This is a genomic window from Streptomyces sp. SM10 (assembly GCF_002910915.1).
Lineage (GTDB): Bacteria > Actinomycetota > Actinomycetes > Streptomycetales > Streptomycetaceae > Streptomyces.
This window is the reverse complement of sequence record NZ_NEUF01000154.1, coordinates 38,461-63,237: the sequence shown is the minus strand read 5'-3', so window position 1 is coordinate 63,237 and position 24,777 is coordinate 38,461. Positions and strand designations below refer to the sequence as shown.

Annotated in this window: 26 protein-coding genes, 1 tRNA gene and 1 pseudogene; 12 read left to right on the top strand and 16 right to left on the bottom strand. The window is 70.0% G+C overall.

Features of this window, described 5'->3' with window-relative positions; genetic code table 11:
- Positions 1–657: 657 nt before the first annotated feature.
- The 11 genes from B9S57_RS24720 to B9S57_RS24670 all read left to right on the top strand — a co-directional run bounded on the left by B9S57_RS24720 (position 658) and on the right by B9S57_RS24670 (position 10,735).
- On the top strand, positions 658–1,626 hold the full coding sequence (locus B9S57_RS24720) for a complex I subunit 1 family protein (protein ID WP_103517800.1): 969 nt from the start codon (positions 658–660) through the stop codon (positions 1,624–1,626).
- Positions 1,626–2,201 carry an NADH-quinone oxidoreductase subunit I gene (locus B9S57_RS24715; RefSeq protein WP_103517799.1) on the top strand — a complete coding sequence of 192 codons (576 nt, stop codon included), beginning with the start codon at positions 1,626–1,628 and terminating at the stop codon, positions 2,199–2,201. Before B9S57_RS24720 ends, B9S57_RS24715 begins: the two co-directional genes overlap by 1 nt.
- The gene (locus tag B9S57_RS24710; protein ID WP_103517798.1) at positions 2,198–2,806 is read left to right on the top strand and encodes an NADH-quinone oxidoreductase subunit J; all 609 of its coding nucleotides are present in this window, start codon (positions 2,198–2,200) and stop codon (positions 2,804–2,806) included. The genes B9S57_RS24715 and B9S57_RS24710 overlap by 4 nt, the downstream gene beginning before the upstream one ends.
- Entirely contained in the window at positions 2,806–3,216 is a 411-nt protein-coding gene (gene nuoK / locus B9S57_RS24705) for an NADH-quinone oxidoreductase subunit NuoK (protein WP_103517797.1), read from the top strand. The genes B9S57_RS24710 and nuoK overlap by 1 nt, the downstream gene beginning before the upstream one ends.
- A complete protein-coding gene (locus B9S57_RS24700; protein ID WP_103517796.1) occupies positions 3,213–5,216 on the top strand; it encodes an NADH-quinone oxidoreductase subunit L in 2,004 nt (667 codons plus the stop codon). The genes nuoK and B9S57_RS24700 overlap by 4 nt, the downstream gene beginning before the upstream one ends.
- A gap of 27 nt (positions 5,217–5,243) precedes the next feature.
- A complete protein-coding gene (locus B9S57_RS24695; RefSeq protein WP_103517805.1) occupies positions 5,244–6,794 on the top strand; it encodes a NuoM family protein in 1,551 nt (516 codons plus the stop codon).
- Positions 6,791–8,326 (top strand): NADH-quinone oxidoreductase subunit N, encoded by a 1,536-nt coding sequence (locus B9S57_RS24690; RefSeq protein ID WP_103517795.1) that lies wholly within the window; start codon positions 6,791–6,793, stop codon positions 8,324–8,326. Before B9S57_RS24695 ends, B9S57_RS24690 begins: the two co-directional genes overlap by 4 nt.
- A gap of 116 nt (positions 8,327–8,442) precedes the next feature.
- Positions 8,443–8,907, top strand: coding sequence for a large conductance mechanosensitive channel protein MscL (mscL, locus tag B9S57_RS24685; RefSeq protein WP_103517794.1), 465 nt, complete (start codon positions 8,443–8,445; stop codon positions 8,905–8,907).
- Positions 8,908–9,130: 223 nt separating this feature from the next.
- The gene (htpX, locus tag B9S57_RS24680) at positions 9,131–9,994 is read left to right on the top strand and encodes a zinc metalloprotease HtpX (protein WP_103517793.1); all 864 of its coding nucleotides are present in this window, start codon (positions 9,131–9,133) and stop codon (positions 9,992–9,994) included.
- Positions 9,991–10,383 carry a YccF domain-containing protein gene (locus B9S57_RS24675; RefSeq protein ID WP_103517792.1) on the top strand — a complete coding sequence of 131 codons (393 nt, stop codon included), beginning with the start codon at positions 9,991–9,993 and terminating at the stop codon, positions 10,381–10,383. The genes htpX and B9S57_RS24675 overlap by 4 nt, the downstream gene beginning before the upstream one ends.
- 79 nt (positions 10,384–10,462) lie before the next feature.
- Positions 10,463–10,735 (top strand): GlsB/YeaQ/YmgE family stress response membrane protein, encoded by a 273-nt coding sequence (locus B9S57_RS24670; RefSeq protein WP_103517791.1) that lies wholly within the window; start codon positions 10,463–10,465, stop codon positions 10,733–10,735.
- A 118-nt stretch (positions 10,736–10,853) separates the two neighbouring features.
- Here B9S57_RS24670 and B9S57_RS24665 read toward each other — a convergent pair whose 3' ends face one another.
- Positions 10,854–11,342, bottom strand: coding sequence for a YajQ family cyclic di-GMP-binding protein (locus B9S57_RS24665; protein WP_103517790.1), 489 nt, complete (start codon positions 11,340–11,342; stop codon positions 10,854–10,856).
- A 162-nt stretch (positions 11,343–11,504) separates the two neighbouring features.
- Here B9S57_RS24665 and B9S57_RS24660 point away from each other — a divergent pair.
- A tRNA-Tyr gene (locus tag B9S57_RS24660) sits at positions 11,505–11,586 on the top strand.
- Positions 11,587–11,747: 161 nt separating this feature from the next.
- Here B9S57_RS24660 and B9S57_RS24655 read toward each other — a convergent pair.
- From B9S57_RS24655 to B9S57_RS24585, 15 genes and pseudogenes are all read right to left on the bottom strand, one after another.
- Positions 11,748–13,112, bottom strand: a complete 1,365-nt coding sequence (locus B9S57_RS24655; RefSeq protein ID WP_103517789.1) for a tyrosine-type recombinase/integrase — start codon at positions 13,110–13,112, stop codon at positions 11,748–11,750.
- 62 nt (positions 13,113–13,174) lie between these two features.
- On the bottom strand, positions 13,175–13,363 hold the full coding sequence (locus B9S57_RS24650; RefSeq protein ID WP_103517788.1) for an AlpA family transcriptional regulator: 189 nt from the start codon (positions 13,361–13,363) through the stop codon (positions 13,175–13,177).
- An 853-nt stretch (positions 13,364–14,216) separates the two neighbouring features.
- Positions 14,217–15,692, bottom strand: a complete 1,476-nt coding sequence (locus B9S57_RS24640) for an ATP-binding protein (RefSeq protein ID WP_103517786.1) — start codon at positions 15,690–15,692, stop codon at positions 14,217–14,219.
- A 2-nt stretch (positions 15,693–15,694) separates the two neighbouring features.
- Positions 15,695–16,564, bottom strand: coding sequence for a bifunctional DNA primase/polymerase (locus B9S57_RS24635; protein ID WP_103517785.1), 870 nt, complete (start codon positions 16,562–16,564; stop codon positions 15,695–15,697).
- Between the two features lie 84 nt (positions 16,565–16,648).
- A complete protein-coding gene (locus B9S57_RS24630) occupies positions 16,649–16,972 on the bottom strand; it encodes a hypothetical protein (protein ID WP_103517784.1) in 324 nt (107 codons plus the stop codon).
- A gap of 1 nt (position 16,973) precedes the next feature.
- A complete protein-coding gene (locus B9S57_RS24625; RefSeq protein ID WP_103517783.1) occupies positions 16,974–17,582 on the bottom strand; it encodes a hypothetical protein in 609 nt (202 codons plus the stop codon).
- 11 nt (positions 17,583–17,593) lie between these two features.
- A complete protein-coding gene (locus tag B9S57_RS24620) occupies positions 17,594–17,782 on the bottom strand; it encodes a hypothetical protein (RefSeq protein WP_103517782.1) in 189 nt (62 codons plus the stop codon).
- Positions 17,783–17,816: 34 nt separating this feature from the next.
- On the bottom strand, positions 17,817–18,068 hold the full coding sequence (locus B9S57_RS24615) for a hypothetical protein (RefSeq protein ID WP_103517781.1): 252 nt from the start codon (positions 18,066–18,068) through the stop codon (positions 17,817–17,819).
- A gap of 139 nt (positions 18,069–18,207) precedes the next feature.
- Entirely contained in the window at positions 18,208–20,430 is a 2,223-nt protein-coding gene (locus B9S57_RS24610; RefSeq protein WP_103517780.1) for a cell division protein FtsK, read from the bottom strand.
- A gap of 89 nt (positions 20,431–20,519) precedes the next feature.
- Entirely contained in the window at positions 20,520–20,849 is a 330-nt protein-coding gene (locus B9S57_RS24605) for a hypothetical protein (protein WP_103517804.1), read from the bottom strand.
- Positions 20,849–21,046: a hypothetical protein gene (locus tag B9S57_RS36495; RefSeq protein WP_374935983.1), complete on the bottom strand. Its 198-nt coding sequence runs from the start codon at positions 21,044–21,046 to the stop codon at positions 20,849–20,851. The genes B9S57_RS24605 and B9S57_RS36495 overlap by 1 nt, the downstream gene beginning before the upstream one ends.
- A gap of 558 nt (positions 21,047–21,604) precedes the next feature.
- Positions 21,605–22,084 (bottom strand): annotated as a pseudogene (locus tag B9S57_RS36490) (DNA cytosine methyltransferase); the annotation flags it as partial.
- On the bottom strand, positions 22,081–22,710 hold the full coding sequence (locus tag B9S57_RS24595) for a GGDEF domain-containing protein (protein ID WP_103517779.1): 630 nt from the start codon (positions 22,708–22,710) through the stop codon (positions 22,081–22,083). The pseudogene B9S57_RS36490 and the gene B9S57_RS24595, both read right to left, overlap by 4 nt.
- Entirely contained in the window at positions 22,707–23,735 is a 1,029-nt protein-coding gene (locus tag B9S57_RS24590) for a DUF2637 domain-containing protein (protein ID WP_103517778.1), read from the bottom strand. Before B9S57_RS24590 ends, B9S57_RS24595 begins: the two co-directional genes overlap by 4 nt.
- Entirely contained in the window at positions 23,732–24,028 is a 297-nt protein-coding gene (locus B9S57_RS24585) for a hypothetical protein (RefSeq protein ID WP_103517777.1), read from the bottom strand. Before B9S57_RS24585 ends, B9S57_RS24590 begins: the two co-directional genes overlap by 4 nt.
- Positions 24,029–24,777 lie beyond the last annotated feature (749 nt).

The window sequence follows — 24,777 nt, the reverse complement described above, 5'->3', positions numbered from 1 at the left end:
CCCCACACCTCCGGCTGCCACGACGGACCCCGGCGCCGCCCGCGAGGCGGGGACGGCGGGCAGTGCCGACGCCCCCTGGCACGACGCGCGGCCCGCATTCGACGAGGCCCCGAAGCAGCCGACGGGTGAGCAGCGGTCCGTACCGCCGGAGCCCGCGTCCGCGCCTGCGCCTGAACCGGCATCTGCGCCCGCGCCCGCGCCCGCGCCGGAGCCTGCGCCTGAACCGGCATCCGCGCCCCCGCCTGAACCGGCACCCGCACGGGGGCCTGCGCCTGAGTCGGAGCCTGCGCCTGAGCCCGAACCGGAGCCCGCAACCGCCTCGGAGCCTGCGCTCGAGCCCAAGGGGCCGTCGGAGCCCGAGCCGTCCGAGCCCGAACCGGCAGCCGAGCCCGAACGGGCGCCCGGGCCCGAGGGACCGTCGGAGCCCGAGGAGTCCGAATCCTCCGCGCAGGGTGAGGCGGCCGACGGCGATCCTGACCAGGCCTCGGACAGCGACCAGGGCCACGCCTCGGAGAGCGACCGAGGCCACGCCTCGGACAGCGATCCGGGGAGCGGTCCGGACAGCGCCCCCGAGCCGGCTCCCGAACCCGCCCCCGACTCCTCGTCCCGCTCCGACCGTTCAGCCGGTCCCGACCGTCCCGCCGGAGGCGATACCGCGTGAACGACGTACTCGACGTCGCCCTCCGCCTCGTCATCGTCTTCGCCGTGTTCATGGTGGTCCCGCTCGTCGTGGGACAGGCCGAGCACAAGGTGATGGCCCACATGCAGGGCCGCCTCGGCCCCATGTACGCGGGCGGGTTCCACGGCTGGGCCCAGCTCGTCGCGGACGGGGTGAAGTTCGCGCAGAAGGAAGACGTCGTCCCGGCCGACGCGGACCGCCGCATCTTCCAGATGGCCCCCGCAGTCGCCCTGCTGCCGTATCTCCTCGTGATCGTCGCCATCCCGATCGGCCCCAGCGAGGGCGCGGTCGGGCAGGTCGTCGACGCCGGCATCTTCTTCGTGCTGGCCGTCATGGGCGTCGGCGTGCTCGGCTCACTCATGGCGGGCTGGGCCTCGGCCAACAAGTTCTCCCTCCTCGGCGGTCTCCGCACCGCTGCGCAGCTCCTCGCGTACGAACTGCCGATGCTGCTCGCCGCCGCTTCCGTGGCCATGGCGGCCGGCACCGTCTCGCTCCCCGGCATCCTCAACGCCTTCGAGTGGTGGTGGCTGCCCTGGCAGATCGTCGGCGCCCTGGTCTTCTTCGTGGCCGGACTCGCCGAACTCCAGCGCCCGCCCTTCGACATGCCGGTCGCCGACTCGGAGATCATCTTCGGTGCGTACACCGAGTACACGGGTCTTCGCTTCGCCCTGTTCCTGCTCGCGGAGTACGCCGGGATCGTCGTCCTGTGCGGACTGACGACCGTCCTCTTCCTCGGCGGATGGCACGGGCCGCTCGGCGCCGACGGACTCGGCTGGGTCTGGACGCTGCTCAAGACCGGTGTTCTCGCGTTCGTCGTCATCTGGCTCCGGGTCACCTATCCCCGGCTGCGTGAGGACCAGTTGCAGAAGCTCGCCTGGTCCACGCTCATCCCCCTCGCTCTCGCGCAGATCGCGCTCACCGGCATCGTGAAGGTGGCGATCAACTAGTGCCCCCGATCCCCGGCTCAGGCCTGGCCAAGGGTCTCGCCGTCACCCTGCGGACCATGACGAAGCGCACGGTCACCGCGCAGTACCCGGACGTCCAGCCCGAACTCCCGCCCCGCACCCGGGGCGTCATCGGGCTGTTCGAGGAGAACTGCACGGTCTGCATGCTCTGCGCCCGCGAATGCCCCGACTGGTGCATCTACATCGACTCCCACAAGGAGACGATGCCCGCCGCCGCACCCGGCGGCCGCGAGCGCAGCCGCAACGTCCTGGACCGCTTCGCGATCGACTTCGCCCTCTGCATGTACTGCGGTATCTGCATCGAGGTGTGCCCCTTCGACGCGCTCTTCTGGTCGCCCGAGTTCGAGTACGCGGAGACGGACATCCACGAACTCACCCATGAGCGCGACAAGCTCCGCGAGTGGATGTGGACCGTCCCCGAGCCGCCCGCGCTCGACCCCGGAGCCGAGGAGCCCAAGGAGATCGCCGCAGCCCGCAAGACGGCCGACAAGGTCCGGGCACAGGAAGCCCAGCAGACCCAGCAGGCACAGGAAGCGGAACAGGAGGGGCAGGAGTGACCCTCGCCGCCGGCCATCCCGGCTTCCTCTCCCCGACCGGCGTCGAGATCGTCTTCGTCCTCGTCGGTCTCGCCACCCTCGGCGCGGCCCTGATCACCGTCACGAGCAAGCAACTCGTGCACGCGGCCCTCTGGCTCGTCGTGGCACTCGGCGGCATCGCGGTGGAGTACCTCCTCCTCACCGCCGAGTTCATCGCATGGGTGCAGGTCCTGATCTACGTCGGCTCCATCGTCGTCCTCCTCCTCTTCGGGCTGATGCTCACCAGAGCCCCCATCGGCCGTTCCCCGGACGCCGACTCGGGTAACCGGTGGATCGCCCTCGCTGTCGCCATCGCCTCCGCCGGCACCCTCGTCTGGATCGTCGTGGACGCGTTCCGCACGACCTGGATCAACCTGGACGGTCCCGCCCAGGGCTCCACCAAGGCCTCCGGGGAATTCCTCTTCAGGCACTGGGTGCTGCCCTTCGAAGCGCTCTCCGTCCTGCTGCTCGCCGCCCTCGTGGGAGCCATCGTCCTCTCCCGCAAGGACCGCCAGGACCCCAAGGGCCGTCAGGACCGCCCGGCCGGTCAGGAACGCCCCGCAGCGAACAGGGAGGACCAGAGCTGATGCACCTCGCCTATCCCGCCGTCCTCGCCGTCCTCCTCTTCTGCACCGGGCTGTACGGCGTGCTGGCCCGCCGCAACGCGATCCTCGTCCTGATGTCCGTCGAGCTCATGCTCAACGCCGTCAACCTCAACCTGGTCGCCTTCGACGTCTGGCTCCGCGACGCGCTCCACGCAGGCCAGGCCCTCACCCTCTTCACGATCGCCGTCGCAGCGGCCGAGATCGGCATCGGCCTCGCGATCGTCCTGGCCGTGTACCGCAACCGCGGCAGCTCGGACATCGACCGGCTCCGCGACACCGCGGAGACCGACGACGCCGAAGCGCTCCCCGACGCCGACGTCACCGGGGACAGCACCGCAGACCAGTCCGCTGCCCCGGCAGGGAAGGCAAAGAAGGCAGAGGCCACCGCGTGACCACCACGACCCTCGCCGTCCTCGTCCTCCTCCTCCCCTTCCTGGGCGCCGCTGCCGGGCTCCTCCTGGGCCGGAGCGCACCGGGCTTCGTCCGCCCCCTCGCCGTCCTGCCGACCCTGACCGCCGCCGTCCTCGCCGTCGTCGTCGCCGCACGCCAGGGCGGCGGCCGGTCCATCGACGCCTCGACCCGGCTGACCCCCACCGGTTCCGTCCCGGTCGACCTGGCGCTGCACCTCGACGGCTTCGCCGTCCTCGTCGCCGTCCTCGTGGGGCTCGTCGCCACCTGCGTACAGATCTACTCGACGGCGTATCTCAAGGACGACGCCCGCTACCCCTCGTACGCCGCCCTCGTCTCCCTCTTCACCTCCGCGATGCTGCTCGTCGTCTACTCCGGCGACCTGATGGTGCTCCTGGTCGGCTGGGAGATCATGGGCATCTGCTCGTACTTCCTCGTCGGGCACTACTGGGAGACCCCCGAGGCGCGCGCGGCCTCCCTCAAGGCCTTCCTCGTCACCAAGCTCGGCGACGTGCCGTTCCTCATCGGCCTGTTCGCGCTTGCCGCGGATACCGGCACCTTCCGCATCACCGGCATCCTGGCCGCGGTCACCAACGGCGGGCTGGACCACCCCACCCTCATCGCGCTGCTGCTCCTCGCCGGTGTCGCGGGCAAGTCCGCGCAGTTCCCGCTGCACACCTGGCTGCCCGACGCGATGGCCGGCCCCACCCCCGTCTCCGCGCTCATCCACGCCGCGACGATGGTCGCCGCCGGCATCTACTTCGTGGCCCGGCTCCTGCCCGTCTTCGCCGCCTCAGGCGCCGCCCTCGTCGTCCTCGCCGTGATGGCGGCCGTCACCATGATCGGCTCCGGACTCGCCGCTCTCGCGCAGGACGACATCAAGCGCGTGCTCGCCTACTCGACGATCGGCCAGCTCGGCTACATGTCCGGCGCCCTGGCCGTCGGCGACCGCGGGGCCGCCGTCTTCCACCTCCTGTCGCACGGTGCGTTCAAGGCCGTCCTCTTCCTCGCGGCGGGCGTCGCCATCCACGCGGCGGGCACCAACTCACTCGCCGCCATGTCCCGCATGGGCGGGCTGACCAAGCGCATCCCCGACGCCTACTGGACGATGACCGTCGCCCTCCTCGCGCTCGCCGCCATCCCCCCGTTCGCCGGCTTCTTCTCCAAGGAAGCCGTTCTCGTCGCCGCCGAACACACCGCCTTCGGCGACCGCGACGTCGCCCCGGCCGCCGCCGGCTGGACGATCCTCGTCGCCGGACTCCTCGCCGCGGTCCTCACCGCGGCCTACGCCACCCGGCTCTGGCTCCTGGCCTTCCGCGGGCGCGGCCCCGAGGTCCCCGACCACGGCAGGCAGCCCGTCGCGATGACCTCCGTCCTCTGGGTCCTCGCCGTCCCCACGATCGCCTTCGGCCTCACCGCCGGTGCCCTCACCGACTGGTTCGACGGACAGGGCCTCGCCCCCTCCCTCACGACCGCCGTCCTCTCCACCGGTGTCGGGCTCGTCGGCGGACTCGTCACCTACGGGGCCTGGCGCCACACCACGGCGTACGCTGCCGACCGCCCCCCCGTCGGAGCGGTCGTCGCCCACCCCGACGCCGAACCCGCGCTCGTGGAGGCCGAGGCGATCGCCTCGCACACGGCGGTGTACGGCACCATCGCGGACGCCCCGGACCCCTCGGACCCCGGCCGTCTCCTGCTGGGCCCCCTCCACCGCCACGCGGTGACCGGCTTCCACCTCGACGCCCTGTACACGGCCGCGTTCGTCCGCCCCGTCGGGGCCGCCGCCCGGCTCGTCCGCTTCCTGGACCGCGAGGTCGTCGACACCTACGTACGCGGCTCGGCCGCCATCGCCCGCGGACTCGGCACCGCGGTGCGCCGCGCCCAGAACGGCAACGTGCAGACCTACCTCGGCGCGCTGCTCGCCGGAACCCTTGTCCTGGCGATCGCCGCCGTCGTCTTTGCCAACGTCTACGCCGGGGCGTGAGCCGTGTTCGATATCAACGCATCCGTGATGCAGTTCCTTCTGGCGTTCATCGTCGTCGCCCCGCTCCTCGGAGCGGTCGCGGCCCTCCTGCCCGCACCACCCGGGCTCAAGGGCCGGAACCCCGACCAGGCCGTGCTCCGCCACGGCGTGACCGTCACCGGAGCCGTGCTCCTCGCCGCGCTCGTCCTGGCCGCGGGCTTCGACCACGACCACCCGTCGACGATGCAGGCCACCACGGACATCAGCTGGATCCCGGCACTCGACGTCCGGATCCACCTCGGTACCGACGGCATCTCACTCCCCCTCCTCGTGCTGACCGCGCTGCTGACCTTCCTCTGCGCGCTCCACAGCTACTTCAAGCCCCCCGGGGGCCCCTCCCCGAAGGCTTTCGTCGCCCTCGTCCTCGTGCTCGAGTCCGGCACCCTCGCGACCTTCGCCGTCCTCGACCTGATCCTGTTCTTCCTGGCCTTCGAGATGGTCCTCATCCCGATGTACTTCCTCATCGCCCGCTGGGGCGGCGACCGGAAGCAGCCCGCCGCCTGGAAGTTCATCCTCTACACGCTGCTCGGATCCGTGGTCATGCTGCTGGGGCTGCTCCTCATCGGAGTGAAGAGCGGCACTTTCGACATGGTGGCACTCGCCACTGACAACGGCCGCGGGCTCACCACATCCGTGCAGGTCATCGCCGTACTCGCGGTCGGGATCGGGCTCGCCGTGAAGACCCCGATGTGGCCCCTCCACAGCTGGCTTCCCGACGCCCACACCGCGGCCCCCACGGTCGGATCCGTGCTCCTCGCCGGCGTGATGCTGAAGATGGGGACGTACGGATTCGTCCGCATCCTGCTCCCCGTCACGCCCGACGGGATGCGGACCTTCGCGCCGTACCTCGCCGCGTTCGCCGTCGTCGGGATCGTCTACGGATCCCTCGCCTGCCTCGCCCTCGCCCGCCCCGGCGCCAAGGGCGACCTCAAACGCCTGATCGCCTACTCCTCGGTGGGCCACATGGGCTTCGTGCTCCTCGGCATCGCGACCCTGACCCCGACCGGCGTGAACGGCGCGCTCTTCGCGAACATCGCCCACGGCCTCATCACCGGCCTGCTGTTCTTCCTCGTCGGCGCCGTCAAGGACCGCTACGAAACCGCGGACCTCGACACCCTGGCCGGAGCCACCGGCGCCGCCCTCTACGGTCGCGCCCCCCGGCTCGGCGGCCTCCTCGCCTTCGCCGCGGTCGCCTCGCTCGGACTCCCCGGGCTCGCCGGGTTCTGGGGCGAGATGCTCACCCTGTTCGGCGCCTTCGACCCCGCCGAAGGGCTCAGCCGCCCCGCCTTCCTCACCTTCATGGCGATCGGCGCCTTCGGTACCCTGCTCACCGCCGCGTACATGCTGATCGTCGTACGCCGCGTCTGCATGGGCGAGCACAGTGAGCAGCCGCACCCGGTCGCCGACATCCAGCGCCACGAACTCGCCGCCTGGACCCCGCTCGCCTCCCTGACCGTCCTCGCCGGACTCTGGCCCGCCGTCCTCCTCGGCCTCACCGACCCGGCCGTGCAGAAGCTCCTCGCAGGAGGCAAGTCGTGACCGTGGCAGCCGACAGCGCAACCGGGGCGGCAAGCCTCGTCCAGTCCGTCGACTGGCTCGCGATCGCGCCCCCCGTCATCGCGGCGTCCGTGGCCCTGCTCGTCCTCGTCGCCGACCTCTTCACCGGCGAACGGCACAAGCCGCTCCTCGGCTACGGAGCCGTCGCCGGGCTCGTGGCGGCGCTCGCCATGCTGATCCCGCTGCGCGACGGCGACCGCTCCACCTTCTGCCTCACCGGCGGGAGCCAGGCCTGCAGCTACACCGCCGACCACTTCGCGCTCGTCATCCAGGCACTCGTGCTCGGCGGAGCGCTGCTCACCGCGCTGCTCTCGATCGGCGACACCCGTAAGCTCCCCGCCGGCGAGTTCTGGTTCCTGCTCCTGTCCTCCGCCGCGGGTGCCGCCCTCCTGCCCGCCGCCCGCGACCTGGCCACCCTCGTCGTCGCCCTCGAAGTCGCCTCGCTGCCGGCCTTCGCCCTCGTCGGCATCAAGCGCGGCGACCGGCGCTCCTCCGAAGCGGCCCTGAAGTTCTTCCTCTCCTCGGTCGTCGCCACCGCCGTCATGCTCCTCGGCGTCAGCTTCGTCTACGCCACCACCGGCACCATGCACCTCACGGAGATCGCCACCCGCCTCGACGACGTCCCCGGCAGGTTCACGACCCTCGCCGAGGCCGGTGTCGTCCTCACCCTCGTCGGCTTCGCCTTCAAGACGGCCGCCGCCCCGTTCCACTTCTGGGTCCCCGACACCTACGTGGGAGCCCCGCTGCCCATCGCGGCGTACCTGTCCGTCGTCGGCAAGGCGGTGGGCTTCTCCGGCCTCGTCCTCGTCACGGTCATCGGCTTCCCGTCGTACGCCGACGTCTGGGGCCCCGCCCTGGCCGTCCTCGCCGCGCTCACCATGACCACGGGCAACCTCGCGGCACTCCGGCAGAGCGCCACCCGCGCCCGGAGCGCCGTACGCCTCCTCGCCTGGTCGTCCGTCGGCCAGGCCGGCTACCTCCTCGTGCCGATCGCCGCCGCCGCGTACTCCGACGACACGCGGATCGGCTCGACCGTCGCCTACGCGCTCATGTACGCCGTGGTGAACCTCGGAGCCTTCGCGGTCGCCGCTCTCGTCGCCCGCACCCACCCGGGCAACCGGCTCAGCGACTACCGGGGCCTGTACGCCACCCGTCCCCTGGCCGCGCTCGCCCTGGGCTTCTTCCTCCTCTGCCTCGCCGGCCTGCCGCCCGGCATCGTCGGCCTCTTCGCCAAGGTCACGGTCTTCTCCGCGGCCGTCGACGCGGGACTCGGCTGGCTCGCCGTGGTCATGGCCGTCAACGTGGTGATCGCGCTGTACTACTACCTCCGGTGGACCGCCGAACTCTTCCGCGCACCCGAGGCCCAGACGCCCCCCGGAACGGCGCCACCGGCGCACCGGCACCGGGTCCCCGCCCCGCTCACCCTGGTGATCGTCCTCACCGCCGTAGCCGGAATCACACTGTCCGGCGCTCCGCAGCTCATCCTCCGCTTCGCCGCCGTCAGCCTCTTCTGAGCGGCTCCGACCGGCTTGCCCACGGAGCCGCGCACAGGGCATGGTCATGCGTGCACGCGTCACGACAGGGGACGCAGGACGGGTACGACATGAAGAGCACAGAGGGAGCCAGAGCGGTGCTGAACGGGTTCAAGGACTTCATCCTCCGCGGGAACGTCATCTCCATGGCCATCGGCCTCGCCGTGGGAGCCGCCTTCACCGCCGTGGTCACGGGCTTCAGCAACGCGTTCATCGTGCCGCTGATCGGCCTGTTCACCCGGGGCACCGGCGACTTCACCAAGGCCGTCTTCACCGTCGACGACGTGAAGTTCCCCTACGGCCTCTTCGTCAGTGCCGCGATCGCCTTCCTCATCACCGCCGCGGTCCTCTACTTCCTGGTCGTCCTCCCCATGGCCAAGGTCCAGAACCGCTTCACGGCCAAGGAGGAGGAGAAGGCCGCCGACATCAAGGCCGCCCTCCGCGACTGCCCCCACTGCTTCAGCGAGATCCCCTCCGTCGCCAGCCGCTGCGCCCACTGCACCTGTGAGGTCGTGCCGGACGCCGAGGCACGCGCGCTCGCGGGACTCCCCGCCCAGCGCTGACCCACTGCCGCAGGGGGCACCACCCGCCCGCGCAGGCACCACGCCACCCGTACGGCCCAGGGGCGGATCCACCAGGATCCGCCCCTGCTGCCTGTGCCCGCGGCCACCTCGCACAAGGGAACTAGCTTCCTTCGCCTCGCGTTGACCAGTACGGGAGGCTCCACTGGGCAGTGGAGCACCACCGAGCAAGGGTCCCCCTGCTGCACCACTTGGAGGGCGTACCGTGCACCGCCGGCACAACGGGCTGAAGACCGCCGTACTCCTCGGGGGCCTCTCGGCCCTCATCATCGTCATCGGCAGCTTCTTCGGACGGACCGGCCTGATCGTGGCCCTCTTCGTCGCGCTGGCCACCAACGCCTACGCGTACTGGAACAGCGACAAGCTCGCCCTGCGCGCCATGAGGGCCCGTCCGGTCAGCGAATTCGAGGCACCGCAGCTCTACCGCACCGTCCGCGAACTCTCGACGGCCGCCCGCCGGCCCATGCCCCGGCTCTACATCTCCCCGACGCAGGCCCCCAACGCCTTCGCCACCGGCCGCAATCCGCGCAACGCGGCCGTGTGCTGCACGGAGGGCATCCTCCAGATCCTCGACGAGCGTGAGCTGCGAGGCGTCCTCGGACACGAGCTGAGCCACGTCCACAACCGCGACATCCTGATCTCCTCCGTCGCGGGAGCCCTCGCCTCCGTCGTCATGTTCCTGGTCAACTTCGCCTGGCTCATCCCCGTGGGACGGTCGGACGACGACGACGGCCCAGGCCTTCTCGGCATGCTCCTGATCATGATCCTCGGCCCGCTCGCCGCCTCCGTGATCCAGCTCGCCGTGAGCCGGTCCCGCGAGTACCAGGCCGACGCGTCCGGGGCTCAGCTCACCGGTGACCCCCTGGCCCTCGCGTCCGCTCTGCGCAAGCTCGACGCCGGGACCAAGCAGCTTCCGCTTCCCCCCGAACCGCGGATCGAGACCGCGAGCCACATGATGATCGCGAACCCGTTCCGTCCCGGCCAGGGCATGTCCAAGATGTTCTCCACCCACCCGCCCATGGCTGAACGCATCGCCCGACTCGAGCAGATGGCAGGGTATCGACCATGAACGCAATCCTGAACGTCATATGGCTGGTCCTGTGCGGATTCTGGATGTTCCTCGGCTACATGGCCGCAGGGCTTCTGCTCTGCATCACGATCATCGGCATCCCCTTCGGCGTGGCCGCGTTCCGCATCGGCGTCTACGCCCTCTGGCCCTTCGGCCGCACCGTCGTGGACAGTCCCGGCGCCGGAGGCGGCTCCCTCATCGGCAACGTCCTCTGGGTCATCCTGGCGGGCTGGTGGCTCGCGCTCGGCCACATCTGCACCGGCATCGCCCTGTGCGTCACGATCATCGGCATCCCGCTGGGCATCGCCAACTTCAAGCTCATCCCGGTCTCCCTGATGCCCTTCGGCAAGGAGATCGTCCCCAGCGACCGGCCGCTCGTGGGGCACTGACGGAACAGCCGGCAGGCAACCGTACCCGTCCTGCGAGCGTCATGGCTTGCAGGAACGAGTGACGGGTAGGAACGCGAACATGAGCATCATCAGCTGGATCATCCTCGGGCTGCTGGCCGGCGCCATAGCCAAAATCCTCCTGCCGGGCCGCGACCCCGGCGGCATCATCGGCACCACCCTGATAGGCGTCGTGGGTGCCTTCCTCGGCGGCTGGCTGTCCTCACGCTTCCTGGACCGCCCCATCAGCACGGACTTCTTCGACGCGGCGACCTGGGTCGCCGCAATCGCCGGTTCGCTCGTCCTGCTGATCGCCTACCGGCTGCTCTTCGGCAACTCCCGTGAGCGCCGCTGACCCCGCCGGCCTGATCCCCGTGTGATCCCCGCGGACACGGCAACGGGGCGGGAAGTGCCGCATGGCACGCCCCGCCCCGCCCCGGTCCGCTGCACACGGCAGCCGACCGTCCGACCGTCTACCGGTAGTTGGCGAACTGCACCGCGAAGTCGAGGTCCTTGCCCTTGATGAGCGCCTGAACCTCCTGCAGGTCGTCCCGGCTCTTGGAGCTGACGCGCAGCTCGTCGCCCTGGACCAGCGCCTTGACGCCCTTCGGACCCTCATCGCGAATGATCTTCGCCACCTTCTTGGCGTTCTCCTGGGAGATGCCCTCCTCGATCGTGGCGAAGATCTTGTACTCCTTGCCGGACAGCTGCGGCTCGCCCGCGTCCAGCGACTTCAGGGAGATCCCGCGCTTGATCAGCTTGGACTGGAAGATGTCGAGGATCGCCTTGACCCGCTCCTCGCCGTTCGCCTCCATGAGGATCTTCTCGCCCGACCAGGAGATCGACGCGCCCGTCCCCTTGAAGTCGTAGCGCTGGGAGATCTCCTTGGCGGCCTGGTTGAGGGCGTTGTCGACCTCCTGCCGCTCGACCTTCGAGACGATGTCGAAACTGGAGTCGGCCATGACGTGTGGCTCCTTGTGTCGTATGCGTTGGGTACGGCACAAAGCCTAGCCACCCGCGCGCGCCCCCGGCGCTGATCAACCGGGTGGCGTAGCACCCCTGGGTATCGGGTATCGTTTACGACGTCGCCAAGGCGCCCTCACGGGAACCGAGGCGTCGTTCCAGGCGGTGTGCCCGAGTGGCCAAAGGGAGCAGACTGTAAATCTGCCGGCTCAGCCTACCCAGGTTCGAACCCTGGCGCCGCCACACGAACGAGAGGGCCCGTGAGCAGCAGAAATGCTGTTCACGGGCTCTCTTTCATGGGCCAGTGACGACGAGACCCATAAGTGCCTTAAGTCCCACTCTGTCTCACTGAATCTCGCGTGCTGACCAGCTTGTGTGGGGCAGGCGTGGGGCAAGGTTCAGGGCTACCGCCCGCCCCGCAGGGTCGCTTCGATCCGGGCATTGGCCGTCGCCGCGGCACCGTCCAGGCACTTGGCATAGACGCGGAAGAGAACGGCCACACTGTGGCCGGCGCGCTGTGCGACCACCTGAGGTTCCACACCGGAACTCAGCCAGGTCGAGACTGCCGCGTGGCGTAGGTCATACGGCCGCTTGGCCAGTGGGGAACTCCGCTGGGCAGGAGCCAGGGCCCGCGAGCGGGCTTCTGCCCACACCTCCCCGTATCCGGTGTCCTGGACCAGCCCACCGCGCTGGGTGCGGAAGAGCCGACCGTCAGGCGCGACCCCGAAGGCGGTGACGTGCCAGCGGAGCAGAGCGACCAGGTCAGGTGGGATCGGTACGGAGCGCACCGCCTTCCTGGGGCGATGCTTGAGCCCGCGCCGGTCGTGTGACGTGCCACTGTCGGTCCAGGCAGCACCTGAGCGCGGGCGCGTCTCACGGAGCCGCAGAGCGCCCCAGCCACGCCGGGGGAGATCGCAGTCCGAGATGCAGAGCCCGATCACTTCGGCCGGCCGTGCAGCCGCGTAGTACATGCACCCGAAGAACGCCACCAGACGCCGACCTCTCGCGCTCTGCGTCCGAACGGCATTAAGGAGGGCGAGCGCCTGGCGAGGGTCAGGCACGGTCGCGGGGTCCAGCTCCTCCTCCACCTGCTCGGGTGCCTTCCACTGGACCTGGGGGAGAGGATTCTGAGATAGGCGCCCCGCGTCGACGGCGTAACCGAGCGCGTTGTGGAAGATCGCCCGCTTCCTGCGAATGGTCGAGGCAGCGGCAGTGGTCCCGTCCAGCTTCTTGGTGAGGGCATCGAGCGCGACCCGGACATGCATGCGGTCGGCCAGTGCGGACGTGGGCAGTGACTTGCGCTCGAACCAAGCAAGAACCTTGGCGACTTCGGGTGGGGGCTCTTCCGCCCGGCGGGTCATGTTGAACGCCCAGCCATACAGTGCAGTGCGTACGGTCCTGGCGTCGGCCATGCCCTTGGTGTCTGTGACGAGTGCCGGCGCAATGGTCGCCATGGCCTCGGCGAGGGTCCGTCGTGTGGACCCGGGGGAGTGCGGCCACTTCATTTCGATGTACTGGCGTGCGTGCTGATACCAGCTCACGTCGTTGCGCTGGCGTAGCTCCCGAACAGGTACGCCGGTCGCCTCATCGAAAGGCTCCCCTGCGTGGGCCGCTCGGAGCAGTTCCGCCCGCCGCCCCTCGGCGAGAGTCTTGGTGCGGAACGTCTGAGAATGGGGAGTGGATCCCGTCCTCCACCGGAGTTCCGCAGAGCTCTGGTTGCGGTCCTTTCGCTGCCGCACTGTCCAAATCCGTACGTCGTACGTCTGCATACTGCTCCCATGCGAAAGGGGCCCGTCGACGTGACGGGCCCCGTGTGGTTGTTGCGGTGTTCTTACGCGGCGGCTTGCTCGCAGGACTTCCACCAGGCGTCCAGGTCGGCACGGCTGACGCGAAGGTGACCGTTGGGCAGCTTCTGGATGCGGGGTGCCTGACCCCGTGCGCGCATGCGGTAGAAGGCGGCGCGGCTCATGTCGATCTCTTCGAGGACTTCCGGGAGCTTGAGCATCTTGGGGCGGGCCATGGTGCGACTCCTTGGGAGAGTGACAGGACTTCGAGGTATGGGTGTTCCGGGTGTCCCGTGACACCGAAGTTGGACCGTTTGCCATCGAAGTTGGACTGCTCGCAGGCGCTCCTGCGATGCCTGAGTGGGTAGCTGCTGGATATGTGGTGGAAGCGGATCGGCGCAGCGGTGGCGACGGGAGTCGTGATGAGCGCTGTCATGACGTGGGCGGGCGACTTGGCGTGGGGGTGGGACTTCGCGGGCCGATGCTTGATCATCTCGGCAGTGTGGGCAGTGATGGGCCCCCTGATAGCACGGTCTCGGCAGCACGCTGAGCAGCGAGATGCCCAGCACATGCGCGCCATCCGGGAGGCACGGCGCGATCAGCGCTGACCGCAGATAGCGCCCCGCGTCACCTTCGATGGCAAACGGTCCAACTTCGATGTCACGGGACACCGGGACCGTGCCTGTCCTAGGTGCGGATTTCTGCGTCACAGCGTCACCAGCGTCACGCGGGCCCCTGACCTGGTGTTTTGTGTGACGCAGGGGTGTGGGGGTGCGTCATCGGTGCGTCACGGGCTGCGTCACGGCGTGACGCAGGTGACGCGGGATGACGCAGAGATTTCCGTCTGCGTCACGCCTGTAGCCGCAGGCCAGGGGCTGTTTTTTCCGTCGGCGTGACGCTGTGACGCAGAGCTTCCCTACTTAGGAAAAAAAGAAGGGGTGTTTGTAGTGGTCCGGCGCTCTCTCAGAGCGTGAATGAGGGGCCGCTGCGCGGCGCGACCAGCGGGCGGCGTTCCGCCGAACAGCAAGAAGAGCACGCGCGGCCGGGGGCTGGTGCTCTTCTTGCTTGTCCGAGTGAACGGGCTGCGGGTCAGAACGCTCCGGTCTGCTCGTGTGGGGGCGCCGTGGCTCGGCGGGTCATTTCGAGGTAGCGGCCCTCGCGGGTGCGCCCCGAGTCGATGAGGACTCCACGGGCGGCCAGCGTCGGTTGGAGGCGCTTGAGGCGGTCGGAGAGGACCTTGCCGGTGGTCGGCCACCCTTTGGGCAGGGGCCGCAGTTCGTCGCCGCTGTAGACGCCGCTGAGGCACTGCAGCCACTGGGTGGACGTCATCCGCTGCTCGCCGCCCGGTTCGATGCTGTCGGCGTGCTGGAGAACGGTCTGCGCGAGGAGATCGCCCTCGATCACGTCGTCGTTCAGGTCGTCCAGGCTGGCCCGGTAGGCGTTGAGCGCTCCGAGGCTGGTTGCCGCGTCGACCTGCGCGCACAGGTGGGCGAAGTCGGCCATCCGCAGGTCGGTGGGCGTCTCCGCGTCGGCCGCGCGGACCTTGACGGCGAGGTCCAGGAGCGAGCCGAGGATGACGGGCAAAGCGTCCTCGAACTCCGCCCACAGTTCAGCCTCGGTGCGGCGGGCGCGGGGGCGCTCCAGCCGCAGGGGCAGGAGCCGTTCGGCGAGGTCGGGGCGGATGACGCCGACGTCGATGCCGGTCAGGAGCAGGGGGCGGCGGTAGCGGGCCCGGTGGACGTCCCCGTCGGTGAACAGGGCGCGCTTGACCGACTCGGCTCCGGTGACGATGCAGCACATGGCATCGGACAGGTCCGGCGTCATGTGGGACAGGTTGTCCAGCGCGGTGACCCACCCCGCAGCCACGGCCGCGATCAGGTTCTCTTCATCCTTGGGCGCCCGGCGCAGGTCGCCGCTCATGCCCTCGATGATCCTCACGAGCATCCGGCCGGCCGTGGACTTCCCCGCCCCCTGCGGGCCGGTGAGAAACGGGGCAGGGACGGGCACCGACGGCCCCAGGCAGCCGACCAGCCACGCCATGGCCAGGCACTCGGTCTCCGCGTTGGCGAAGTTCGTCAGCCTGAACAGCAGATCGATGCCCTTGCCGTCGGTGTCCTTGACCGGCAACGGGAGTTCCCCGGTGAGCTGGGTGCGCCGCCAGCACACCTCACGCGGGTCGGGAATGGTGATGTCCCAGCCGGTGGGGTGGATGCGGACGGACTGCCCGTCGCTGCGTCCGAGGTCCAGCCACGTCGCTTCGTCGAATCCGGGGGCGACGCGGATCTGCACGGCCTGGGTGTTCTCGGTCAGTGCCAGAGCTTCAATCAGGTCCAGCGCCTCTTTGAGCGCGGTCCCGTTGAACACGCCGCGCCCGTCCTTGAACAGGCCGACCATGAGTTCCTGCCGGTGGCTGCCCGTCGTGCCCTGGGAGCGGATAGGGCGGGCCACCGGGTGGCCGTTCTTCTGGGCGTAGACGGTCCCGTCGGCGGTGCGGAAGTACCGGAAGTGCGCCTGCGCGTAGTCGGTGATGACCTCGCGGGCAGGGTTCTTCTCGTCGTCTGCCATGGTCACAATCCCAACCGAGTCAGCGCGTTGGTCCACGCGTCGGTGCAGTGCCGGGCGGATTCGCCCTTGGCCTGAGCGGCGGCGAACAGCCGCGCGACGTGAGTGTCGGTCAGGCAGCCGCACCGGCCGTGGGCGGACAGCACGGCGAGGAAGGTGCGGTAGACGGTCGCGTGAACCGCGCTGGTGGCCTCGGTGATGCGCTGCTCGGCCATGGTGATGCCACGGTTCAGGTAGGCGGGCGTGCGGTGGCGGCACTCCCCGCCCCCGCACGGCGCAGGCACGCGGGCATCGTGGTGCGCTGGTCGGACCGGGGACGGTTCCCTGACAACCAGGGCGCGGACGGCTTCGGGCAGGTCGGCCATGGCCCCGGTGCCGGGCCCGAGCCACCGGGCGTAGACCATCGTGGACTTGATGTCGACGCCGTCGCGGACCGCGTTCGCGGACTGCATCGTCCCGCGGTAGATCCAGTGCTCGCCCCGGGTCGTCCGCACGGTGCGGGTCCGGGGGAGACTCTGGCGGGCCCACTCGATGGCGTCGGCGTGATCGAGGTCCACGACGGTCAGCCCGGCCCCGCCGGGGTGGTAGGCCACTGCCTGAGCCTGCTCCCATGCTCGCAGCCACGGCGGGGAGGCGAGGATGGCGCTGTTGGTGGTGGCGGCTGCCCAGCCATGGCAGACGCCGGGGCACTCGCACGGCCCGGACGTCTTCATGACCGGGCGGCCACCGCACGCGTTACTCGCGCAGGGCCGGCAGTTGCCGAACGGGAGCTTCCCGGCCCGCAGCGGCAGGATGGGGAGCGTGCGGGCAGCCAGTTCGAGGGCGAGGGCGAGCAGGGGCCCGGGCGCTCGCCGGATCGGGACAGGTTGAGTCATGCTGGTGTCTCCAGTTCTCTGATGAGGATTGCTGGACGAGGGCGGCCCGCTTCATTGGCGTGAGAGGGGCCGCCCTCGGCATAGCTACTGTTCGTTGGCCCACAGGGCGTACTGCTGGCGGACGTAGTGGCGGGGGTCGCAGATGGTGTCCGGGTCGTCCACGTCCATCAGCCGTGCGGCGGCGTGCTCGGCTGCTCCGGTGGCGTCCCGGCCGCGTCTCTCGGCTTCCTCAGCCAGTGCGATGCGGTCCAGAAGCGCGGCCTTGCGAAGCCAGAACTCCCGGCCCATGCGCGACCCGAAGGTCCTGTCGGCTGCTGCTTGAGCGGTCCATCCGATTTCACGGACGATGCCCGGGGCTTTGGCGTATGCCGCGCTCGGGGTCGGCCACTGTTCGTTGCCAGTGCTCATGTCAGTGCTCCTTGGTGGTGCCGGTGGCGGGGAGTTCGGGGAGTCCGGCGTGGGTGAGTGCGGCAGGGTCGAAGCCGGGCAGGGCGGCGCGGGTGATGAGTGCGGTGGCGAGCTGTTCGGCGTAGGCCGCGCCGGTGCGGGCGACCTCGATCTGTGCCCCGGCTCGCAGGGCTTCGACGCGTTCGACGTGGGCGCGGTCCTCGCGCCGGACGGTGGTCTGCCGGTCGTGGGCCACGGTGTCGCGGCGGTCGGTGCGCCAGTAGCGGGCTGCGATGCCGTATGCGGCCGTGGTGGCGAGCACCCAGATCAGCAGCGGCAGCGGGAGACCGTCGGCGTATCCGGCAACGCCTGCCAGGGCGAGCCCGCCGGACGTCGCGAACGCGGTCCCGGCGATGACAGAGTCACCGGCGCGACCGGCTGAGGCGAATGCTCCGGCCGTTGCGGCACCTGCGGCGAGGACGACCATCAAGGCGGCGTTGCCGGTGGAGTGTTCGGCGCCGTTGGCGTTCCAGATCCGGCCCAGGATCAGCACGGTGGACGTGGCGACGGCGGGGGCCACCTTCGGGACCGCGAGCGCGACCCAGTGGCGTTGGATCAGGGGTTCGTTCATGGCGTTGCCTCCTACAGGTCCGGGATGGCGTCGATGACGGCGGTGGTGAGTTCGTTGATCGGGCCGGAGGCGCCGGTGGAGGCGAGGAAGAACCCGAACATGACGGCGATGAACGCGGCGCCCCAGCCGAGGCTGTTGGAGCGGAGCAGGAAGAACAGGACGAGTCCGAAGAGCAGGACTAGGGAGACGGTGACGGCCACGACGGGCCCCCTTCCGGTGCGGTGGTGGGTGGGTTCAGCGGGTGCCGTCGCGGTGGAGGCGGGCGGCGACGTTGAAGAGGTGGCGGCCTATGCGGATGCGTTTGCCGGTGGCCTTGCAGCGGCGGCAGTCCTTGCCTCGCTTGGCCCGGCCCTTGCGGTCGGTCTTGGTCGCGAAGCCCCAGCCTCGGCACTTGCGGCAGGCCCCGAACGGCGAGACCGCACACAGACCGCTGTAACTGAGCGTGATGAATAGAAGGAGTGCGCTAGCGAGCAGGGCAGGGGTCATGAAGGGCCTCCCGGGCCTGATTTCGGGGTTTGCGCAGGTGGGGCGCTAGGAACTAGTGCGCTGATCAAGCGGCAGATGTGCCGCTAGCGGTGCCGCTAGACCTAGCGGGGTGTGCTGCTAGGTCTAGCGGCGAAACCGGCTAGCCCGCGTCCCGGTTTCCGTCACGCTCCGCAATCGCGGTGAGGATGTGGGAGCGCTCGATACCGCGCCGGTTGGCGCCCTTCCCGGCCTCCGTCTTGCCCCATACCTGGCCGGTGCTGATGCCGTGCGGCTTGAGGGCGGCGGCCAGCTGCTCGGGCTCCCACCCGCCGTAGACGTCCGGCCGCAGCTCACCGAGGCGGGCCACAACGACTTCGGACCACACCTTCGGCTCTTCGGCCGGCACGACCGCGAGGATGTCCGCGAGCAGGTCGAACCCGGACGACTCGCGCTCTTCGAACGACTCCCCGGCAGCGTGCCCGGTGAGGCGTCCGGCAGCCTCGCGCAGGCGGCGGGCCCGCAGCCCGATCACCTCGGCGGCGGGGGCATCCACGTAGACCGCAGAGACGATCCTCGCGTCGGCGCCCTCACCGACGAAGTAGAGGATGCCCTTGTCGTTCCACGAGAACATCGTGGCCCTGATCCCCCGCTTGTAGCTGCTTGTACCGAGGACCATGTCGTTCTCGACCTGGCCCATGACCTTCATGCACCACCGGGCCGACGCGTTCGCGCTGATGCCGGTGGGCAGGGCCTTTGCGTCCGGGCGCTGGGTGGCGAGCAGCAGGACGATGCCGGTGGCGGGGCCGCGCTTGACCAGGTCGGTGCAGATCTCTTCGAACTCGGCCCCGTACTTGGGGTGCTCGAACCAGACCTGGCACTCATCCACCCCGATCACGATCGGGTGGAGGCCCAGTTTGGGCTTGTCCGCCAGTTCGGACGTCACCTTCGATTCCGGGCAGATGTCCCGGGGAAGGGAGCGGATCATCTTGGCCCGGCGTCGGAGCTCGGTACGCAGTTCCCGCAGGTCAGCGAGCGCGTACTCGATGTCCTCGTCCTCGTCCCCGGCCCGGTGGCGGTGGGAGACGCGTTCGCCGACGGGGTCGAGGTCGCCGGTGCCTTTGAGGTCGTAGGTGTGGATCTCGGCCCGGGAGTCGAGGGCGCCGATGAGCAGGAGCAGGCGGAGCAGGAACGTCTTGCCCATGCGGGGGATCGCTCCGATGATGCCTGCGATGTACATCAAGGTGATTTCGACCCAGCGTCCGCGCTGGTCAGTACCGAAGGCGACCGGCTTGAACAGGTCGACGGAACCGCCCTTGATCAGCGGCCATGCGGGCTTCGTGGCCGTGGACATGTCCTGATCACCGACCCAGATCACCAGGCGCCCGGTGTGCTCGTCCGGGACCGGCTCGGGCCACACACACCCGAGCTTGCGGCGCAGCCCGGAGGCCAGCTTGTCGCGGCGCTCGATCACGTCGGTGGCCGTGACGCCGTAGGGCAGGTCTCCCTCCGCACGCCATCCGGGGCCGTCGCGAGTGATTGGGGCGGTGAAGGTGAACCCGTCCCGGCCCTTGCTCTGCACCTGGTTGATCGCGGTGATGCCCAGTGCTCCCAGGGCCCGAAGCACGATGTCGCTGGTGAGCTTGGGCGCTTTGGTCATCTCTACCGCGCGGGTGATGACGGGGGCGTCGGCCTGAGTGCCGGCCGACCCGAGGGCCAGCAGCAGAGCCCCGACCGAGAGGACTTGAAGCCAGCCGGGGGCGAGGACGTAGATGGCGAGCGCGACACCGATCCCGACGAACATGCCCAGCACCGCCGCAAGGGTGCGGAGCCGGACCCGGCCGTCACGCTGGCGGGAGAGCTTGAGGTACTCGGCTGCGTCCTCGCGCCGGACGGAAGCGAGCCGGACCGGCTCGCCCTCCCGGTCGGACACCCACCGCATCGTCCCGCCCATGAACTTCGCCGCCCCGACGGGGGCTTGGAAGGTGAGGCGGGCGGCGTAGTACGGGGAGCGCAGCGTGTGGTACCCGGCGAGGTGGCCGTAGTGGCCTGCGGCCCACCGGGTCGCGGTCCGCAGCTCGGTGGTGGAGCGCAGCCACACGGGCAGGATCGCCCGACGCTTGGCCCCGACGATCCGGCCCATGAACCCAGGCCCGACTTCCGCCGGACCATCCACCATCATCGGCGCGGTCGGGTCGCCCGACCCGTAACCCGACCCGGCGGGAGCCGAGTCGGACGACCGGTCGGCATGAGGGTCGGCCGACTCGATCCGAGCCGACCGTGCCTTGCCGAGGTCGACTACTTCCCCGCCCGAGTCGGGTCCGGCGGGGGTGTTCATGTCGGCTTCGAGTCGGTTGAAAAGTTCGCTTTCGTCGTCGTGATTCACTGACAGTCCTTCCCGGACAACTGGGGTTGGAAGGGGTCCGGACGGCGCTTTGGTAGGCCGACCGCCCGGGCCCTGTTGAGCGGTTCGGTTCACAGAGCGAACAAGCCGCCCTGCTCGGCGTGCTGTTCGTTGATGGGGTGAGCGGTGCGCTGGGCGGCGGTGAAGCAGCCGGGGCACCAGGCGCGCAGCCGGGCGGCGGGCAGAGATGCCGCCTGGCGGTCGGTGAGGGTCGGGTCGGAGGCTGCGGCCATGAGCCGGACGGGGCCGCCGTGCTTGCCCGCGTAAGTGTCGTGCTCGCGGGGGCAGCGGCCGTCGGTCTTGGCGTGGGGTTGTCCGCACTGCCCGGTGCACTGGCAGCGACCTCCGGCCGCTGCCATCACGGTGCGGAACAGGTCGGCCGCGACGATGGGTTCGGACATCACGCTGCCCTCCCCCACCGTGCGCCGGGTTCCTGCCTGGCGGCGAGGTACCGGAGCGCGGCGGCGGCCTGTTGCGGGACGACGCCGTTGCCCAGCGCTTTGAGCTGGGCGGTGCGGGACAGGCCGGGAACATCGGTAACGTGCCCGGCGGACAGTCCCATGAGCCACTCGACCAGGGGCGGGTTCAGGCGTCCCATATCGTCAACTGGCCAGGGGGCGGGGCGCCCGATGACCGCTTCCCACCGTTCGATCGCCGGTCCGTATCCACCCCAGTTCGGGGCAGCAGCCGTGTCGCGTCCGTCAGCGTCCGGCCGTACCCCTTGCCGTACGGCGTCCCGTCCGGTCGGAAGTTCGCGGTGTTGTTCGAGTCCGCGACGACTGGCGTCGGCAGGAGCGCCGGGGCGAGAGAGTTCAGTGATGGCCGAACCGCTGCGCCGGGGCTGTCCGACTGGTTGTTCCCGTAGGGCGTCGCCGTCGGTGTCGGCAAGAGCTCGCAGACCTCGGCCGCCAAGCACAGGCCGTGCGTCCCTGCTTCCTGCGAGGGGGTGCGTTTGGTCTGCCGGTTCTCGTTCGCCGATGCCCTCGGTGTGGGCAGCAACGAGACGACGTGTCGCAGGTTCATCCCGCCCTGAGCCGCGTGCCCCGCCCCCGTCGCCTCCGACGTCGAGGGTGTCGGCAGCAGCGAGCCGACGGCGGTGGGGAGCTGTCCCCTCTGCCCACCGCCGCGCCAGTCCCTGGCCGCTGGTGTCGGCAGGCCAGGCGAGGAGGAAGAGGCGGTTGCGCTGGTGGGCGGCGCCGATGTCCGACGCGCGAAGAGTGCACCAGTCCGCATCGAACCCGATGCGGGCAAGGTCACCGAGGACGCTGTCGAATCCGAGTGAAAGGTGCCCTGCGACGTTCTCAAAGACCGCGAGTCGGGGTCGTAGAACGCGAAGGGAATGGGCGATGTGGGGCCAGATGTGCCGGGCATCCTCGGTTCCCTTCCGTCGGCCGGCGGTGCTGAACGGCTGGCACGGATACCCGCCGCAGTAGATGTCCACCGGCTCGACCTGGTGCCAGTCGACTGCCGTGATGTCTCCCAGATTCGGGACATGGGGGAGGTGGTGGGCCAGGACGCGGGAGGCGCCCGGATCGTTGTCCGCGACCCATGCCGGGCTGCCGCCGAAGACCGCTTCCACGGCCATGTCCAGGCCCCGGTAGCCCGAGCACACCGAACCGATCCGCAGAGCGTTCATGCCGCCACCCCCGTGCCGCGTCGGCCGGCACGTCGGCCGGACCATGTGGCGAGCAGCCTGCCGAGCCCCGCCCGGCGAACACCGGCCCGTCCCTGCTTGGCCGCGTACATCGCCTCATCCGCCCGGCGCAGCAGACCGGACAGGTCCTCACCGGGGTGGTCGGCGGCGCGGACCCAGCCGAGCGACACCGTGGTGTGCACGGCGGGGTCCAAGCCGTCCGCGGGGCGGGCGAGCACGCCGTGCAGGACCGAGAGAAGGTCCGAGACGGTGCCGTGGTCGTCGATGACGACGGCGGCGAACTCGTCACCACCGAGCCGCCCGGCGACACCGGCCCGGCCGACGTAGTGGGCCAGCCGGTCCGCGGTCGCTTTCAGCAGGGCATCCCCCGCTGCGTGGCCGTAGTTGTCGTTGATCTGTTTGAAGCGGTCGACGTCTGCGAGGACCACCACCGCCCGGGAATCCTTGAGCAGGGTGGCGGCGCGGCGGGTGAAGCCGTCCCGTGTGTGCAGCCCGGTGAGCGGGTCCCTACGAGCGCTACGCAGGGAGCGGCGCAGCCACAGCGAGTGGACCGACCATCCGGCCGCGATCGGACCGGCAGCAGTGAGGGCGGATAACAGGGTGTTCATGCCGCCACCGCCCCGGCCATGGCGTCACCGTCGTCGTCCTGCTCAGTGGCCACGGAGTGCAGCGGGAGAGCGGCGCGCTCTGCCTTGAGGGTGTCGCGCAACGTGCGAGAGGTCGCCGCAGAGACGCGTACCGCCTCACGGATGCCGTCCGCGGTAAGGGCCGCGTCCGGCCACACCGTGGTGACCTCCCGGGCCTCGGTGAGAATCTCCTCCGGGGTCCGCCTCGGCTTCACCTTCGGCCTCACACTCCGGCGAGCCGACGGCTTCGAGGATGGCTTCGGCTTGGCCGCCTGCTCCGGTTCCGGCTGAGGATCCGGCTTCGTCGTGGGCGGCTCGGTCGGCGCCGTCTCCTGCTCGGGTGTGGGGTTGACCTCACCGAGCTTGAGGAGGACCCGTTCGCGGCGGGGTGTCTTCGAGCGCCACCGGCGCCCGTGCTGCTCGCGCAGCTCAGCGCGGGCCAGTACGCGTTCCCGCTCGCGGGCCAGGGCATCGGCGTAGGAGGTGATCTCCCACAGCGTCATCCGGCGCCACAGGGCGAATGTGGAGGGGAAGGCGAGCAGCCACCGCGAGGCGCGGATCTTGTCCATGCGCCGGCCGGTGACCGCGCCGATGCGGGAGGCGTAGATGTGGGCGCCGATCTCAGAGAACACCACCCACAGCAGCGGCATCGTCCCGTGTGCCACCTTCGCAGACATCCCCTGCCCCGCGGAGACGTTGAGACCGCAGGTGACCAGGGTGAGAATCCAGGGCACGAACCGGACCCAGGCAAGCGGCATGTCCATCCGGATCAGCAGCAGGTACGCCACGGAGAACACCGGGATGGAGACGTCCATCCCGGTAGGGACCATCCACGGCTCACTGAACCCCCACCGGGCCGCGGCCTCGGACACGGCATCGAACGAGGAGATCAAACCGAGGGCGCCGACACCGGCCGCAGCGAGTGCACCGATCCCGGCCAGGCCAATTTCCGGGCGAGTCAGCGGCGGAACCGCCGGCCGATCCGCGCTCTGCTTCGTAGTCGTCATGCCGCCACACCGCCCCGGTACTGACGACGGCCAGCCGCCCGGCGGGTGGGGAGCAGCGCGACGTTGAACAGCTCGGGGGCGTAAGCCTCGATCGCCTCGGCGGCGACCCGGCTGACACGGTCGGGCAGGTCGGGGCTGTCGGCGAGAATGTCACGGGCCGCGTCCATACGGGCCGCACGCTCCATCTCGCTCTCTCCCTCGGCTCCCAGCCAGAGATCCAGCGGCGTGCCGAGGGCCAGCTCGATGAACTCGGTGGTGCTGGCCGCGACGTGACCGGCCACAATGTTCTTCATGGGTCGTTTTCTCCTGTCGGTGGAACGGCCTAATACAGCGGCCCCGGTGTTCGAGCACCGGGGCCGCGCGCCGTTCAGGGATGGGCTGCCACGTCACGTGGCGAGCCCGGCCGCCAGAGCTGGCGGCGAGTGCCCCGGGCTGGATTCGATCCGGCAGCCTCACACCGTGATCCGGGGCGATGCGTGTTCAGCGGCCGGAGCCGCCGGTGGAACGGCGGTTGGCTTCGCTGACCTTCTTGGAGAGTTCGTCGCGTTCCTGGTCTGTCAGACTGCTGACCACAGGTGCCTCCTACATAGGTGCCTGTATCGAGCGGCACCCCGGTTGCCCCCGGGGTGCCGCTCCTGGTTCCGGACCTTCCGGCTCCCCTCAGCCCCGCCCGTACGAGCCCGCAAAGGAGCCGGACGGGCGAGGGAGGCAACCGGCCCCGCGATAGTCGCGGGGACCACGGTCTGAACTGGCGGCCTGGACTACGCGGCCACCGACACGAAGGGCGTTGTCACCTGCGCCGGTCCAGCGCGGGCAACGCCTCGGTACATCGTCTGATCATTGGGTTCCTCTCGGCTGGCCGAATGGGATGGAGCACTGCAAGGGGGACCTCGTCCCCACACTCCGGCCGTTGCTCGCGGTCGCCGGGCCACCTCGCCAGTTGGGCCGAAGCCCATTGCGTCCTACCTGGCCTTTAGCGGGATTGCAGCGTCCCCGCCCTCTCACGCCGCCACCGGCATCAAGCCGGTAACTGGTGCGCACC

Bases quoted from the DNA above. Each gene is read 5' to 3' on its own strand.
- nuoK (WP_103517797.1), top strand. From the start codon at position 2,806: ATGCACCTCGCCTATCCCGCCGTCCTCGCCGTCCTCCTCTTCTGCACC.
- B9S57_RS24695 (WP_103517805.1), top strand. From the start codon at position 5,244: ATGCAGTTCCTTCTGGCGTTCATCGTCGTCGCCCCGCTCCTCGGAGCG.
- B9S57_RS24675 (WP_103517792.1), top strand. From the start codon at position 9,991: ATGAACGCAATCCTGAACGTCATATGGCTGGTCCTGTGCGGATTCTGG.
- B9S57_RS24670 (WP_103517791.1), top strand. From the start codon at position 10,463: ATGAGCATCATCAGCTGGATCATCCTCGGGCTGCTGGCCGGCGCCATA.
- B9S57_RS24665 (WP_103517790.1), bottom strand. From the start codon at position 11,342: ATGGCCGACTCCAGTTTCGACATCGTCTCGAAGGTCGAGCGGCAGGAG.
- B9S57_RS24655 (WP_103517789.1), bottom strand. From the start codon at position 13,112: ATGCAGACGTACGACGTACGGATTTGGACAGTGCGGCAGCGAAAGGAC.
- B9S57_RS24650 (WP_103517788.1), bottom strand. From the start codon at position 13,363: ATGGCCCGCCCCAAGATGCTCAAGCTCCCGGAAGTCCTCGAAGAGATC.
- B9S57_RS24640 (WP_103517786.1), bottom strand. From the start codon at position 15,692: ATGGCAGACGACGAGAAGAACCCTGCCCGCGAGGTCATCACCGACTAC.
- B9S57_RS24635 (WP_103517785.1), bottom strand. From the start codon at position 16,564: ATGACTCAACCTGTCCCGATCCGGCGAGCGCCCGGGCCCCTGCTCGCC.
- B9S57_RS24630 (WP_103517784.1), bottom strand. From the start codon at position 16,972: ATGAGCACTGGCAACGAACAGTGGCCGACCCCGAGCGCGGCATACGCC.
- B9S57_RS24625 (WP_103517783.1), bottom strand. From the start codon at position 17,582: ATGAACGAACCCCTGATCCAACGCCACTGGGTCGCGCTCGCGGTCCCG.
- B9S57_RS24615 (WP_103517781.1), bottom strand. From the start codon at position 18,068: ATGACCCCTGCCCTGCTCGCTAGCGCACTCCTTCTATTCATCACGCTC.
- B9S57_RS24605 (WP_103517804.1), bottom strand. From the start codon at position 20,849: ATGTCCGAACCCATCGTCGCGGCCGACCTGTTCCGCACCGTGATGGCA.
- B9S57_RS36495 (WP_374935983.1), bottom strand. From the start codon at position 21,046: ATGGGACGCCTGAACCCGCCCCTGGTCGAGTGGCTCATGGGACTGTCC.
- B9S57_RS24595 (WP_103517779.1), bottom strand. From the start codon at position 22,710: ATGAACACCCTGTTATCCGCCCTCACTGCTGCCGGTCCGATCGCGGCC.
- B9S57_RS24590 (WP_103517778.1), bottom strand. From the start codon at position 23,735: ATGACGACTACGAAGCAGAGCGCGGATCGGCCGGCGGTTCCGCCGCTG.
- B9S57_RS24585 (WP_103517777.1), bottom strand. From the start codon at position 24,028: ATGAAGAACATTGTGGCCGGTCACGTCGCGGCCAGCACCACCGAGTTC.